The organism is Streptomyces sp. NPDC093260, assembly GCF_040683715.1.
Taxonomy (GTDB): domain Bacteria; phylum Actinomycetota; class Actinomycetes; order Streptomycetales; family Streptomycetaceae; genus Streptomyces; species Streptomyces sennicomposti.
In genome coordinates, this window is the sequence record NZ_JBFBEK010000032.1 from 35,198 (window position 1) to 49,168 (window position 13,971).

The following is a 13,971-nucleotide window of genomic DNA, read 5'->3' on the forward strand; positions in this document are numbered from 1 at the left end:
GGGGATGGCGCGCGATCAACGCCCCACAGACTAGGGGTGGTCGACCGCGGAACGGCCGCGTTTGCGCGACACGACGGCCCCGCGTGGCGCGAGGACGCCGCCCGCCGCGGGAACGGCGGGTGCCGCGGCGTCGCCCCGCGCTGTGCCGCGCGCGAGGGCGGCGCGCCGCGGAACCGGCGCGGTCACCCCTCGCACCGCACCGCCTCTTTCGCCGAACCACCCGTGACGGAGCCTCCCTTGACGTGCCGTCAGCTCCTGAGGTGCAGCCACCCCTTGTGGGCCGGCCCCCCGCCGCATCGCCCACAGCGGCGGCGGGCCGCCCGGTCAGGCCGTCTGGGCTGCCGCGGCGCGGCCCGCCGCCCGGCCGGAGAAGAGGCAGCCGCCGAGGAAGGTGCCCTCCAGGGCGTTGTAGCCGTGGACGCCGCCGCCGCCGAAGCCGGCCACCTCGCCGGCCGCGTAGAGACCCTCGATCGGCCGGCCGTCCAGGCCGAGCGCGCGCGAGTCCAGGTCGGTCTGGACGCCGCCGAGGGTCTTGCGGGTCAGGATGTGCAGCCTGACGCCGATCAGCGGGCCCGCCGCCGGGTCGAGGATGCGGTGCGGGGCGGCCACCCGGCCGAGCCGGTCGCCGATGTAGCGGCGGGCGTTGTGGATGCCCTGCACCTGGGCGTCCTTGGTGTAGGAGTTGTCCAGTTGCAGATCGCGGGCCTCGATCTGGCGCCGTACCCCGGAGGCGTCGAGCAGCGGCGCGTCGGTCAGCTTGTTCATCTTCTCGACGAGCCCTTCGAGCGTGTCGGCGACGACGAAGTCCGCGCCGTGCCGGACGAAGTCGCGCACCGGGCCGGGCGCGCCCTTGCCGAACAGCCGGTCGCGCAGCACCGCCTTGCCGTCCTTGGCGGTGATGTCGGGGTTCTGCTCGGAGCCCGACAGCGCGAACTCCTTCTCGATGATCTTCCGGGTGAGCACGAACCAGGAGTGGTCGTACGGGGCGATGTCCTCGGTGGTGCGCAGATGCCGGAGGGTGCTGAGCGTGTCGTAGCCGGGCAGGCAGGGCTCCGGCAGCCGGCGGCCGAGGGCGTCGAGCCAGATCGAGGACGGTCCGGGCAGGATGCGGATGCCGTGGCCGGGCCAGATGGGGTTCCAGTTCTGGATGCCCTCGGTGTAGTGCCACATCCGGTCGCGGTTGACCAGCCGTACGCCCGCCTCGGCGCTGATGTCCAGCATCCGGCCGTCGACGTAGGCCGGGACGCCGGTGACCATCCGGGCCGGCGGGGTGCCGAGGCGTTCGGGCCAGTAGCGGCGGACGATGTCGTGGTCGGCGCCGATGCCGCCGGAGGTGACGATCACGGCCTGCGCGGTGAGTTCGAACTCCCCGACGGGGTCCCGGTTGGAGGCGGCCCCGCGGGGCGAGTCGTCCGGCGCGAGGAGCGTGCCGCGCACGCCGCGCGCCGTGCCGTCCTCGACCACCAGCTCGTCCACGCGGTGGCGGTGGTGGAAGGTGAGCAGCCCGTCCCGCGCCGCCTGCCGGGCGTGCTCGGCGAACGGTTCCACGACGCCGGTCCCGGTGCCCCAGGCTATGTGGAAGCGGGGCACGGAGTTGCCGTGGCCGCCGGCCCTGAGGTCGCCGCGTTCGGCCCAGCCGACGGTGGGCAGCAGCGAGACGCCGTGCCCGGCGAGCCACGACCGCTTCTCCCCCGCCGCGAACTCGACGTAGGCCCGCGCCCAGCGCACCGCCCAGGAGTCCTCGTCCTCGGTGCGGTCGAAGCCCGCGCTGCCCTGCCAGTCGCTCCAGGCCAGGTCGAAGGAGTCCTTGACGCCCAGGCGCCGCTGCTCGGGCGAGTCGACGAGGAACAGCCCGCCGAAGGACCAGTAGGCCTGGCCGCCGAGGTTGGCGGCGTTCTCCTGGTCGACGAGGGCGACCTTGCGGCCCCGGCTGGTCAGCTCGTGCGCCGCGACCAGACCGGCCAGGCCGGCTCCGACGACGATGACGTCCGCGTCCATGGCGTCCGTCTCCTTCCTCAGTCTTCTTCGGCGGTGTGTTCTTCGGCGGGGGCCTCTGTCGCAGGGATCTCTTCTGCGGGGGCGGTGGAATCCGCTGCGGCGCCCGCGCCGCGGCCCGCTCCGGCCGGTGTGCCGCCGTCCGTGAGCAGTGCGGTGAGCAGCTGCCTGAGCCAGGCGCGGGCCGCGTCGACGTCCTTGTCCAGCAGGAGCTGCGTGGTGACGCCGTCGTAGGCGGCGACGACCGCGTGGGCGGCGCCCTCCGCGCCGCCGAGGACGGCGGGCAGCGGGGTGTGGCGGTGGGCGCGGGCGAGCCGGCCGGCGATGGCGCCGCGCAGCCGGGCACGGTGTTCCAGCAGGGTCGCGGCGACGGCCGCGTCGCGGGCGGCGTGCACCAGGAAGTCCGTCTTGACCAGGAGCCAGTCCAGGTCGAGCAGCAGCAACTCGGTGACCCGGTCCACGGCGGCGGGCACGTCCAGGGCCGGTCCGTCGGCGGCGAGCGCCCCGGCGACCTGGTCGGCGATGAGGTCGGCGCGGTCCCGGTAGAGGGCGAAGAACAGCTCGTCCAGGGTGGCGAAGTTGGAGTAGAAGGCGCCCCGGCTGTAGCCGGCGGCCTCGCAGACCTCCTCGATGGAGACCCGGCCGAAGCCCTTGGCGGCGAAGACGCCGAACGCGGCCTCCAGCAGCCGGGCCCGGGTCTGCACCCGGCGCCTGGTGACGCGCCGCTCCGTACCGTCCTGCACCATGCGGACCTCTCTCCCCACCCGTTCGATACACGAACGTATCCGATACGGCGATGTATCGACCAGACTCCGGACGAGATCTCAGCAGAACCCGGAGCGGGCGGAGGGGCCCCGAACGGGAGCGGGGAGCCGGAGCGGACGGACGCGGAAGGCCGCGAGGGAAGATCAAAAGGGAACAGACTTTCGATTAAGGAGTACGCTGGCGCCATGACCGCGCACCACCTCCAGGGCTCCCTCTTCGACCAGGCCGACGAACTGCGGCTCGGCTCCCTGGCCGGGTTGCGCCGCACGGAGCTGGGACTCGGCGCCTGGATCGACGTCCTGCCCGGCTGGCTCACCGGAGCCGACGAGCTGTTCGAACAACTGGCCGCCGAGGTCCCCTGGCGGGCCGAGCAGCGCAAGATGTACGACAACGTGGTCGCCGTCCCCCGACTGCTCGCCTACTACGCCGCCGGCGCCCCGCTCCCCCACCCGGTCCTCGCCGAGGCCCGCGAGACGCTGTCCGCGCACTACGCCGGCGAACTCGGCGAACCGTTCACCACCGCCGGGCTCTGCTACTACCGCGACGGCCGGGACAGCGTCGCCTGGCACGGCGACCGGACCGGCCGGGGCGCCCGCGAGGACACCATGGTCGCGATCCTGTCCGTGGGCGCGCCCCGGGACCTGCTGCTGCGGCCCGCGCACGGCGGCGGCACGACCGTGCGGCGGCCGCTCGGGCACGGCGACCTGATCGTCATGGGCGGCTCCTGCCAGCGCACCTTCGAGCACTGCGTGCCCAAGAGCGCCCGGGTCAGCGAGCCGCGCATCAGCATCCAGTTCCGGCCTTCCGGCGTGCGCTGAGCAGGGCGGCGCACGATGACACGTGATCGTCTGGTTTGCTGTCCCGCGTCAGACGACGGCGCACGAGGATGCGGGGAGACGGCGATGCGGGCGGGCGTGGCGATGCGGGCGGGCGTGCGGCAAGTGGCGGACGGCGCCTACCTGGTGCACGGCAGCAACACCAACTGGGTGATCCTCACGGAGGGCGACGCGGCGACGCTCATCGACACCGGTTACCCGGGCGACCGGCAGCAGGTGCTCGACTCGCTGGCCGCGGTGGGCAGTTCGCCCGAGGCGGTGGCGGCGGTGCTGATCACCCACGCGCACAACGACCACCTCGGTTCGGCGCAGTACCTGCGCGAGACGTACGGCACCCCGGTCCGGGTGCACGAGGCCGAAGTGGCGCACGCGCGCCGGGAGTTCCTGCACCAGGTGACCATGGGGCAGGTGCTGCGCAACGGCTGGCGGCCGGGTGTGCTGCCGTGGGCCGTGCACGCGCTGCGCGTCGGCGGCACCGCGCACAACCCGGTGGCCGAGCCCGAGGCGCTGCCGGCGGCGGGCGAGCCGCTGGACCTGCCCGGACGGCCGGTCCCGGTGCACACCCCCGGCCACACCCAGGGCCACACGGTCTTCCATCTGCCGCAGGCCGGCGTGGTGGTCTCCGGCGACGCCCTGGTCAGCGGCCACCCCACCTCGCGCGTGCGGGGGCCGCAGCTGCTGCCCGCCATGTTCCACCACGAACGCGACCGCACGCTGGCCTCGTTGGACATACTCGAGGACCTCGACGCGGACGTGCTGGCGCCCGGACACGGGCCCGTGCACAAGGGCCCGGTGCGCGAGGCCGCACGCCGGGCGCGCGAACACGCCCGCTAGGGCGCCCGCGCGCCGCCCTCGGGAGCCAGGATTCGCCCCGCACCCTTAGGGTGCGGCCATGGCCTTGCAGATCAGCGCCACCAACCCGGAGCACCCCGCCCTGCTGCTCGCCCTGCCCTGGGAGACGCCGCTCGAACAGTGGCCCGAGGAGTACCTCGTGCCGCTGCCCCGCGGCATCTCCCGGCACGTGGTGCGTTACGCCCGCGCCGGCGACGAGGTGATCGCCGTCAAGGAGCTGGCGGAGCGGCCCGCACTCAGGGAGTACGAGCTGCTGCGCGACCTGGACCGGCTCGGCATCCCGGCGGTGGACGCGCTCGGCGTGGTCACCGGCCGCACCGACCGCTCGGGCGCCCCGCTGGAACCGGTGCTGATCACCCGGCACCTGGGCGGCTCCATGCCGTACCGCTCGATGTTCGAGACCACGCTGCGACCGGCCACCGTGCACCGCCTGATGGACGCCCTCGCGGTGCTGCTGGTGCGGCTGCACCTGGCCGGGTTCGCGTGGGGCGACTGCTCGCTGTCCAACACGCTCTTCCGGCGCGACGCGGGCGCGTACGCCGCCTATCTGGTCGACGCCGAGACCGGCGAGCTGCATCCGCGGCTGAGCGACGGGCAGCGCGACTACGACCTGGACCTCGCCCGCGTCAACATCAGCGGCGAACTGCTCGACCTGGAGGCCTCCGGGGCGCTGCACCCCTCCGTGGACCCGCTGGAGTTCGGCACGGAGATCTGCGCCCGCTACCAGGGGCTGTGGCAGGAGCTGACCCGCACCTCGGTGTACCCGGCGGGCAAGTACCACTACATCGAGCGCCGGATACGCCGGCTCAACGACCTCGGATTCGACGTCGCCGAGATGCAGATCGAGTCGTCCTCCACCGGCGACACGGTCACCTTCGTGCCCAAGGTCGTCGACGCCGGCCACCACCAGCGCCAACTGCTGCGGCTGACCGGCCTGGACACCGAGGAGAACCAGGCGCGGCGGCTGCTGAGCGACCTGGAGAGCTGGATGGCCACCCAGGACGACTTCGCACCGGGCGACCCTCACGCCGCGCGCCCGGAGGTGCTGGCGCACCGCTGGGTGCGCGAGGTGTTCCGGCCCACCGTGCGGGCGGTGCCGCGCGAGCTGCGCGGCGCCATGGACCCGGCCGAGCTGTACCACCAGTTGCTGGAGCACCGCTGGTACCTGTCCGAGCGGGCGCAGCACGACATCGGCCTCGACACCGCCGTCGCCGACTACGTCGCCACCGTCCTGACCAAGGAGGACGGCGCCGTGGAGCCAGCGACGCCGGAGTGAGGGCGGGCGCGGCTCAGGCGTGCGGGACGACGGCCACCGGGCAGCCGGCGTGGTGCAGCACCCCGTAGGCGACGGAGCCGATCCGGGCGCCGACCGCCGTACGCCGCGCCCGGCGGCCGACGACCAGCAGCTGGGCCCGGTCGGCGGTCGACAGCAGCACCTGGCCGGCGCTGCCCATCTCCACGTGCTCGACGACGGACACGTCCGGGAAGCGCTCGCGCCACGGCTGGAGCGCGTCGGCCAGCGCCTTCCTCTCGTACGGCTCCAGGCCGCCGGCCTCGTCGAGGAGCTTGAGCGAGCCGGGGCTGTAGGCGAACACCGGCGGCAGGGTCCAGGCGCGTACCGCCCGGACGGTGGCGCCCCGGGCGGCGGCCGTCTCGAAGGCGAACCGCAGGGTCTCGGCGCTGTCCTCGGGCGTGCCGTGCTGGCCGACGACGATCTCCCGGCCGGCGGCCTCGGCGGCGGGCTCGTCGCCCGCGCGCACCAGGACGACGGGCCGGGTCGCCTCGGCGATCACCTGCTGGCCGACCGAGCCGATCAGAAAGCCGACGAGGGGGCCCTTGCCGCGCGAGCCGAGCACCAGCGCCTCGGCGTCGGCGGCCGCGGCCACCAGCGCGGCCACGGCGCCGTCCTCGACGGCGTCGGTCGTGACGGTCAGGTCCGGGTGGCGTTCGGCGAGGGCGCGGACCGACTCGGCGAGCCGGTCGCGCACCAGGTCCCGCTGGGTGTCGCGGTCGCCGAGGTCGAAGGCGTCGTGGGTCTCGAAGGTCCACGCCTGCACCACGCGCAGCGGCAGCCCGCGGCGCACGGCCTCCCGGCCGGCCCAGGCCAGCGCGGCCAGGCTCTCCTCGGATCCGTCCACCCCTGCCGTGATCGGCCGTGTCATGCCGTCCGCCTCCCTGTGCCGTCCTCGCGCCCCGCGGGCCTTCCCGGCCCAGTCTTCCGCATGCCGTCCCGCGCGGTGCGGCACGGGTGCCCGCAGGGCGGGCCCGGCGCATGCCCGGACGCTGGGGCGAGGCCGTGTGCGGACGGCGGGCGGCGTGGGTGTGCGGACGCCGGGCGGGACAGGGCGATCGAACATACGATGGGCGCGAGTGGGCGGGACGACGGGGGCACCGGGCCGCCGCCCGACCGCCCGGGGCGGGAGACACATGGCACAGGCCGTGGAACCGGCACGGACCGTCATCCTGACCGTGGACGACGATCCGGGGGTCTCCCGTGCCGTCGCCCGGGACCTGAGGCGGCGCTACGGCCAGTCGTACCGGATCGTGCGCGCGGAGTCCGGCGAGTCGGCGCTGGAGGCGCTGCGCGAGCTGAAGCTGCGCGGCGACCTGGTCGCGGTGATCCTGGCGGACTTCCGCATGCCGCGGATGAACGGCATCGAGTTCCTGGAACAGGCCCTGGACGTGTATCCGGGCGCGCGGCGCGTGCTGCTGACCGCGTACGCGGACACCGACGCGGCGATCGACGCGATCAACGTCGTGGACCTCGACCACTATCTGCTCAAGCCGTGGGACCCGCCCGAGGAGAAGCTGTACCCGGTCGTGGACGATCTGCTGACGGCGTGGCGGCACAGCGACCACCGGCCCGTGCCCAGCATCAAGGTGGTCGGGCACCGCTGGTCGGCGCGGTCCTCTCAGGTGCGGGAGTTCCTGGCCCGCAACCAGGTGCCCTACCGCTGGTACTCCTCGGACGCGCCCGAGGGGCGGCGGCTGCTGGAGGCGGCCGGGCAGGACGGGCAGCGGCTGCCGCTGGTGGTCACCGCGGACGGCACGCCCCTGGTGGAGCCGGAGACGCCGGAGCTGGCGGCCCGGGTGGGGCTGGCGACGACGCCGGCCGCCGACTTCTACGACCTCGTCGTGGTCGGCGGCGGCCCGGCCGGGCTCGGCGCGGCCGTGTACGGGGCCTCGGAGGGGCTGCGGACGGTGCTGGTGGAGCGTTCGGCCACCGGCGGCCAGGCCGGGCAGAGTTCCCGTATCGAGAACTACCTCGGCTTCCCGGACGGCGTCTCGGGCGGGCAGCTCACCGAACGGGCGCGGCGGCAGGCGGCGAAGTTCGGGGCGGAGATCCTGACCGCGCGGGAGGTGACCGGCCTGGAGGTGTGCGGCGCGGCGCGCACGGTGCGGTTCTCGGACGGCTCGGCGGTCGCCGCGCACAGCGTGATCCTGGCGACCGGCGTGTCCTACCGCCAGTTGCCGGCGCCCGGCGCCGACGACCTGACCGGCTGCGGCGTCTTCTACGGCTCCGCACTGACCGAGGCGCCCGCCTGCGAGGGCCAGGACGTGTACATCGTCGGCGGGGCCAACTCCGCGGGGCAGGCCGCGATGTTCCTCGCCCGGGGTGCGAAGTCGGTGACGTTGCTGGTCCGCGGCCCGTCGCTGGAGGCGTCGATGTCGTACTACCTGATCCAGCAGATCCGCGAGGCGCCGAACATCACGGTGCGCACCGGCACGGTCGTGGCCGAGGCGCACGGCTCGGGGCGGCTGGAGCAGCTGACGCTGCACGACGTGGCCGCCGGGCGCAGCGAACGGGTGGACGCGCAGTGGATGTTCGTGTTCATCGGCGCGGCTCCGCTGACCGACTGGCTGGACGGCACGGTGCTGCGCGACGAGCGCGGGTTCCTGCTGACCGGGCCGGACCTCACCGCCGACGGCCGCCCGCCCGCGGGCTGGGAGCTGGACCGGCCGCCGTACCACCTGGAGACCAATGTGCCCGGCGTGTTCGTGGCCGGCGACGTGCGGGCGGAGTCAGCCAAGCGCGTCGCCTCCGCGGTCGGGGAGGGAGCGATGGCCGTGATGCTGGTGCACCGCTATCTGGAGCAGTCGTGAGCGGGCGGCCGGTGCCGTGCAGCCCGCGGGAGATCGGCGCCCTGTTCCTGTTCGAGGAGCTGTCCGCCGAGCAGTTGGGCAGGCTGTGCGCCGAGGGGCGGGTGGAGCTGTTCGAGCCCGGCCCGGTCTACGCCGAGGGCGATCCGGCCACCTGCTTCTACGTGATGCTCGAGGGCACGGTGGTGCTCTCCCGCCGGGTCGGCGCGGACGACGTGGAGGTGACCCGGACCTCGCAGCGCGGGGTGTACGGCGGCGCGATGCAGGCGTATCTGGGCGACCGGGTCCAGCAGGTGTACCGCAACTCGATGCGGGTGACGGAGCCGACACGGTTCTTCGTGCTCCCGGCCGCGACCTTCGCGGCGATCATGCGGGAGTGGTTCCCGATGGCGGTGCATCTGCTGGAGGGGCTGTTCTTCGGTTCGAAGAACACCCAGGCGGCCGTCGGGCAGCGGGAACGGCTGCTGGCGCTGGGCTCGTTGTCGGCCGGTCTGACGCATGAGCTGAACAATCCGGCGGCGGCCGCTGTACGGGCCACGGCGGCGCTGCGGGAGCGGGTGGCCAGGATGCGGCACAAGCTGGCCGTCATTGCCGAAGGGCCCTTCTCCCGCGACCAGTTGGCGAGCCTGATCGAGATCCAGGAGCGCACGGCGGAGCGGGTCGGCAAGGCGCCGGCGCTCAGCCCGCTGGAGGCCGCCGACCGGGAGGACGCCGTCACCGACTGGCTGGAGGAGCACGGGGTGGCCCAGGGCTGGCAGGCGGCGCCCGTCTTCGTGCAGGCGGGGCTGGACGTGGACTGGCTGGAGCAGGTCGCGGCGGCCGTGGACGAGGAGATCCTGCCGGGGGCGATGGGCTGGCTCGGCTACACGGTGGAGACCGAGCTGCTGATGGACGAGATCGCCGACTCGACCACCCGGGTCTCCCGGCTGGTGGACGCCGCCAAGCAGTACTCCCAGCTGGACCGTGCCCCCTACCAGGTCGCCGATGTGCACGAACTCCTCGACAGCACCCTGCTGATGCTGGCCGGCAAGCGGGGGCCGGGCATCCGGGTGGTCAAGGAGTACGACCGCACGCTGCCCAGGGTCCCCGGCTATCCGGCGGAGCTGAACCAGGTGTGGACCAACCTGATCGACAACGCGGTCGCCGCCATCGGGGAAGCCGGCGGCGAGGGCACGCTGACCGTGCGCACGGCACGCCACGACGAGCAGCTGCTGGTGGAGTTCCGGGACACCGGGCCGGGGGTGCCGCCGGAGATCCGCGACCGCATCTTCGATCCGTTCTTCACCACCAAGCCGGTCGGCCAGGGCACCGGGCTCGGACTGGACATCTCCTGGCGGATCGTGGTGGACAAGCACCACGGCGGACTGCGGGTGGAGTCCGTGCCGGGCGACACCCGCTTCCAGGTCCTGCTGCCTTTGACCGCCCCGGCCACCGACGTCCCGTCCCCGATCAGCGCCTCCGAGGAGCCGGCATGAGCAGTGACCACGACAGTGACGGCGGGATCGACCCTTCGGCGCCGCCGAGCGGCACGGGCTGCGTCGAGTGCGACGCGACGGACGGCTGGTGGTTCCATCTGCGGCGGTGCGCGGCCTGCGGCCACGTCGGCTGCTGCGACGACTCCCCCTCCCGGCACGCCACCGCCCACTACCGGGACACCGGGCATCCGGTGATCCGCAGCTTCGAGCCGGGCGAGGAGTGGTTCTGGAACTTCGCCACCGGCGAGCTGTACGCCTCCGGCCCCGAACTGGCGCCGCCGGCCGCCCATCCGGCCGACCAGCCGGTGCCGGGCCCGGCGGGCCGGGTCCCGCCGGACTGGGCGGACACCCTGCGCTGAACCGGGCGGCGGCGGACACACACCTGAGCGGACAGGAGGATGCCCCGCCCGAGGGCGGGGCATCCCCGTGTCACCGGGTCCGGCGAGCCGTCAGTTACGGGCGGCCGGGGTGTTGGCGGCGGTGACGTTGACCGCGGCCCACGCCTGGTCCACCGTCTTGTACTCGGTGCTGGTCGCGCCGTAGAGGTCCTTGGCCGCCTGCAGCGTCGCGACACGCGCGTCGTGGAAGTCGGTCGAGGAGACCATGTAGCGGGTCAGCGCCCGGTAGAAGACGGCGGTGGCCTTGGCGCGGCCGATGCCCTTCACCGTCACGTTGTGGTACGTCGGCGAGTCGTAGGCCACGCCGTTGAGCGTCTTCTGGCCGCTGCCCTCGGCGAGCAGGTAGTACGCGTGCGAGGAGACCCCGGAACCGGCGTGCACCTCGGTGGAGTACGTGCTCGGCGACCAGTAGTCGATCGTGCCCTCGAGCCTGTCGAGCGAGGGGTGGTCGAGCCGGCGCAGGAACTTCTGCGCCAGACCGAGCTTCTCGCCGATCAGGTAGTTCGGGGGGTTCTTGGCGTTGTCGGCGAAGAACTCGACGTTGGAGCCGAAGATGTCGGCCAGCGACTCGTTCAGCGCGCCCGGCTCGCCGTACTGGTTGCCGTAGACGTCCACGAAGGTGGGCTCCAGCTTGGCGGTGGCGTCCACCACGCCGTGGGTCAGCTCGTGACCGGTGACGTCGAGCGCCACGAGCGGCTTCTTGAACGTCTGCCCGTCGCCGTCGCCGTACAGCATGCAGCCGCACGTCGAGTCCCAGAACGCGTTCGCGATCCCGTTCCCGAAGTGGACCATGGCCCGGGCGCCCTTGGAGTCGTCCCCGATGCCCTTGCGCCCGAGGCTCTTGCCGTAGAAGTCCAGCGTCTCAGTGACGCCGTACTGCGCGTCCACGGCGGCGCTGACGCGGCTGGAGGTCGTGCCGTTGCCCCAGGCGTTGTTGCTGCTGGTGATCTTCTTGCCGCCGGAGAAGTCCTCCAGCTCCGCGCCCTGCGCGTCCCGCGTCTCCGTACCGTACCGCGTGGGGTCCTTGAGGAGATACGTCGTCCGGGCCGTCTGGGTCGTGGTCAGGGAGACCGTGCCCACGAACAGCGACGAGCCGGAACCCGTGACCGTCTTGGGGAAGGTGTTGGCCACGGCCTTGCCCGAGTGGAAGGAACCGGCCGGCGGATGGTTGTACGTCGCCGGGTCGATGGCCTGCCCGTCGCCGCGCAGGACGCCGAGCAGCTTCGGCGACAGGAACTCGTCGCTGTCGGGGACGTCGCTGCGCACCGCGCCGGTGACGGCGTCGATGACGACGGTCCGGGAGCCGGTGGACTCCGAGGTGGCCGCCGCGTCGACCCGCACCCGGTAGGCGAGGGCCGAGGCGCCGCCGCGGGCGTCCACGACGAGCTGGGCGGTGCCCGCCGCGCCCTTGGCGACGGCGGCGGCCTTGGCCGCCGCCTGGGCCGCCGTCAGCTTCGGCTTGACGGCGGCCGGCTTGACGGTGTGGTCGGCGCTCCGGGTGACACCGGTGTACGCCAGCGTCCGGCTCAGATGGACGACGAGGTCGCCGCCGAGCACGGGCATGCCCTGGTGGGTGCGGACGAACCGGACGTGCCGCGCGCCCTCGGGGTCGAGCATGACGTCCTCGGCGCTCAGCCCGTCCCCCTGGGTGACGCCGGTCGCCGACGCGTGGGCGAAGGCGGCGGCGCGGGCGGCGGTGACCACCAGGGCGGTGGCGGAGGGCGCGGACGCCGCGGTGCGCTTCGGCACCGCGGCGGGGGCGGCCAGCGCCGGGCCGGCCAGGCACGTGACGGCCGTCGTCACCACGACGGCGACCGCCACGCTGCGTATGTGGGGTCTGTGCACTCTTCGGTGTTCCTTCGTTCGTGAAGGCGGCCGGAGATCCCGGCCGCCCCGACGCGTGGCGCGCTCGCGCCACGGGGGCCTGACAGGCCCCGGAACGGAACACTTTCGGATCAGTCATGGGCATGTAAAGCACGAATGATCCGTTCCGTGCCCTGGAGGGCAATCCTTTGCCATTCCGTCCCACTCAGTGATCGGCACGTGACCAACTGTGTGTCGCGTGTGGAGATGTGACGTCGTGCGAGATGGTTGCGTGGCTCAGATGTGATCGATCTCGCACCGATCACAAGCGGACGGAGACGGGAGAGGAATCTCATGGCCGCACGCAGGACGGTCGGCAGCGCGGTGCTCGGATCGCTGGCGCTCACCCTGGTCGCGGGCCCGGCCCACGCCGCGGACCGCCGCCCCGACCCCATGCCGCACAAGGCGTCCGCGGCACGCACCGCGCCGCAGGCACCGCGCCCGGCCCCCGCCGCGCCCGCGGCCCGCACCACGTTGCCGGCGCCTGACCCGGCGGCCCTCGCCGGCGTGCTGCGCACCGCCGTGGGCCAGGGCGCGCCCGGCGCGCTGGCCCGGATCGACGACCACCGCACCGCCTACGACGACCACGCCAGCGTCCACACCGCCGTCGAGGGCGTCGCCGACCGCGCCACCGGGGAGGCGATGGACGCCGCCGAGCGGTTCCGCATCGGCAGCGTCACCAAGACCTTCTCCGCCGTCGTCCTGCTCCAGCTCGCGGCCGAGGGCAGGCTCGACCTCGACGCCCCGGTGAACCACTACCTGCCCGGCCTGCTGCCCGACGACAAGATCACCGTCCGGCACGTGCTCGGCCACCGCAGCGGCCTGTACGACTACACGTACGACATGTTCGCCCAGTCCGTGCCCGGCTTCGAGGCCGTGCGCACCAAGGTGTTCACCTACCGCGAGCTGGTGGACCTGTCGCTGCGGCACCCGCGCACCGGCGCGCCCGGCGCCGCCTACTCGTACTCCAACACCAACTTCGTGGTGGCGGGCCTGCTCATCGAGAAGCTGACGGGCCACCCGGTGCGCACCGAGTACGAGAACCGGATCACCGGGCCGCTGAAGCTGGCCGACACCTTCTACGTCCACCCCGACACCAAGATCCCCGGCCGCCACGCGCACGGCTATCTCACCCCGGACGACGCGAAGGCCGCCCTGGTGGACGCCACCGACCAGACCGCGTCGTGGGCGCAGAGCGCCGGCGCCCTGATCTCCTCCGCCCGCGACCTGAACACCTTCCTCTCGGCGCTGCTCGGCGGCCGGCTGCTGCCCCCGGCCCAACTGGCCGAGATGCGCCAGTGGTTGCCGTCCGGCACCGGTCAGGCCTACGGGCTCGGGCTGCGCCGCCGCGATCTGTCGTGCGGGGTGTCGGTGTACGGGCACACGGGCGTCGTCCAGGGTTTCTACACCTACGCGTTCACCGGCGCGGACGGCCTGCGCAGCCTGACCGCGCTCGCCACGACCTCCAACAACGGCACGGTGCAGGCCACGATGCTGGGGACGCTGGAGGCGGCGTTCTGCGGCAAGCAGGCCAAGGCGACCACGACGGCGGCCACTCCCGCGCCCGCCCGGCCCACCGGGGCCGACGACCTCGGACAGTGATCTCGGCGAAGGGAGCCCCTTTCCGGGCCAGGTGCGCGGAGGGCGGTGACTCCGAGGGATCTTGACCGGTGCGGGCCCGGCGGG

11 protein-coding genes are annotated in these 13,971 nt (G+C 73.5%); 7 read left to right on the forward strand and 4 right to left on the reverse strand.

Going from position 1 to position 13,971, the window contains the following annotated elements; genetic code table 11:
- Positions 1–324 precede the first annotated feature (324 nt).
- Both AB0N63_RS30510 and AB0N63_RS30515 read right to left on the reverse strand, forming a co-directional pair.
- On the reverse strand, positions 325–1,998 hold the full coding sequence (locus AB0N63_RS30510; RefSeq protein ID WP_365533960.1) for an FAD-binding dehydrogenase: 1,674 nt from the start codon (positions 1,996–1,998) through the stop codon (positions 325–327).
- Positions 1,999–2,015: 17 nt separating this feature from the next.
- Positions 2,016–2,741, reverse strand: coding sequence for a helix-turn-helix domain-containing protein (locus tag AB0N63_RS30515; protein ID WP_365533963.1), 726 nt, complete (start codon positions 2,739–2,741; stop codon positions 2,016–2,018).
- A 204-nt stretch (positions 2,742–2,945) separates the two neighbouring features.
- On the opposite strand from AB0N63_RS30515, the gene AB0N63_RS30520 reads away from it, so the two are divergent.
- The 3 genes from AB0N63_RS30520 (at position 2,946) to AB0N63_RS30530 (ending at position 5,724) form a co-directional block, all read left to right on the forward strand.
- Positions 2,946–3,578, forward strand: a complete 633-nt coding sequence (locus AB0N63_RS30520; RefSeq protein ID WP_365533965.1) for an alpha-ketoglutarate-dependent dioxygenase AlkB — start codon at positions 2,946–2,948, stop codon at positions 3,576–3,578.
- Positions 3,579–3,680: 102 nt separating this feature from the next.
- Positions 3,681–4,430 (forward strand): MBL fold metallo-hydrolase, encoded by a 750-nt coding sequence (locus AB0N63_RS30525; protein WP_365534087.1) that lies wholly within the window; start codon positions 3,681–3,683, stop codon positions 4,428–4,430.
- Positions 4,431–4,488: 58 nt separating this feature from the next.
- Positions 4,489–5,724 carry a DUF4032 domain-containing protein gene (locus AB0N63_RS30530; RefSeq protein WP_365533968.1) on the forward strand — a complete coding sequence of 412 codons (1,236 nt, stop codon included), beginning with the start codon at positions 4,489–4,491 and terminating at the stop codon, positions 5,722–5,724.
- A 13-nt stretch (positions 5,725–5,737) separates the two neighbouring features.
- Here the strand turns inward: AB0N63_RS30530 and AB0N63_RS30535 are convergent, their stop codons facing one another.
- The gene (locus AB0N63_RS30535; RefSeq protein WP_365533971.1) at positions 5,738–6,610 is read right to left on the reverse strand and encodes a universal stress protein; all 873 of its coding nucleotides are present in this window, start codon (positions 6,608–6,610) and stop codon (positions 5,738–5,740) included.
- A 265-nt stretch (positions 6,611–6,875) separates the two neighbouring features.
- Here AB0N63_RS30535 and AB0N63_RS30540 point away from each other — a divergent pair, with 265 nt between their 5' ends.
- From AB0N63_RS30540 to AB0N63_RS30550, 3 genes are read left to right on the forward strand one after another with little or no spacing between them, the layout of a single operon-like run.
- Complete coding sequence (locus tag AB0N63_RS30540; protein WP_365533973.1) at positions 6,876–8,552, forward strand: FAD-dependent oxidoreductase; 1,677 nt, start codon at positions 6,876–6,878, stop codon at positions 8,550–8,552.
- Positions 8,549–10,024 (forward strand): ATP-binding protein, encoded by a 1,476-nt coding sequence (locus AB0N63_RS30545; protein WP_365533976.1) that lies wholly within the window; start codon positions 8,549–8,551, stop codon positions 10,022–10,024. Before AB0N63_RS30540 ends, AB0N63_RS30545 begins: the two co-directional genes overlap by 4 nt.
- Positions 10,021–10,383, forward strand: a complete 363-nt coding sequence (locus tag AB0N63_RS30550; RefSeq protein WP_365533979.1) for a UBP-type zinc finger domain-containing protein — start codon at positions 10,021–10,023, stop codon at positions 10,381–10,383. The genes AB0N63_RS30545 and AB0N63_RS30550 overlap by 4 nt, the downstream gene beginning before the upstream one ends.
- Positions 10,384–10,473: 90 nt before the next feature.
- On the opposite strand, the gene AB0N63_RS30555 is transcribed toward AB0N63_RS30550, so the two are convergent.
- Positions 10,474–12,267, reverse strand: coding sequence for a M4 family metallopeptidase (locus tag AB0N63_RS30555; RefSeq protein WP_365533981.1), 1,794 nt, complete (start codon positions 12,265–12,267; stop codon positions 10,474–10,476).
- Between the two features lie 312 nt (positions 12,268–12,579).
- Between AB0N63_RS30555 and AB0N63_RS30560 the strand changes: the two genes are divergently transcribed.
- Complete coding sequence (locus AB0N63_RS30560; RefSeq protein ID WP_365533983.1) at positions 12,580–13,887, forward strand: serine hydrolase domain-containing protein; 1,308 nt, start codon at positions 12,580–12,582, stop codon at positions 13,885–13,887.
- The last annotated feature ends 84 nt before the right edge of the window (positions 13,888–13,971 follow it).

Excerpts from the sequence above, each read along its gene's own strand:
- AB0N63_RS30510 (WP_365533960.1), bottom strand. The coding sequence starts at position 1,998 with ATGGACGCGGACGTCATCGTCGTCGGAGCCGGCCTGGCCGGTCTGGTC.
- AB0N63_RS30515 (WP_365533963.1), bottom strand. The coding sequence starts at position 2,741 with ATGGTGCAGGACGGTACGGAGCGGCGCGTCACCAGGCGCCGGGTGCAG.
- AB0N63_RS30520 (WP_365533965.1), top strand. The coding sequence starts at position 2,946 with ATGACCGCGCACCACCTCCAGGGCTCCCTCTTCGACCAGGCCGACGAA.
- AB0N63_RS30525 (WP_365534087.1), top strand. The coding sequence starts at position 3,681 with ATGCGGGCGGGCGTGCGGCAAGTGGCGGACGGCGCCTACCTGGTGCAC.
- AB0N63_RS30530 (WP_365533968.1), top strand. The coding sequence starts at position 4,489 with ATGGCCTTGCAGATCAGCGCCACCAACCCGGAGCACCCCGCCCTGCTG.
- AB0N63_RS30535 (WP_365533971.1), bottom strand. The coding sequence starts at position 6,610 with ATGACACGGCCGATCACGGCAGGGGTGGACGGATCCGAGGAGAGCCTG.
- AB0N63_RS30540 (WP_365533973.1), top strand. The coding sequence starts at position 6,876 with ATGGCACAGGCCGTGGAACCGGCACGGACCGTCATCCTGACCGTGGAC.
- AB0N63_RS30550 (WP_365533979.1), top strand. The coding sequence starts at position 10,021 with ATGAGCAGTGACCACGACAGTGACGGCGGGATCGACCCTTCGGCGCCG.
- AB0N63_RS30560 (WP_365533983.1), top strand. The coding sequence starts at position 12,580 with ATGGCCGCACGCAGGACGGTCGGCAGCGCGGTGCTCGGATCGCTGGCG.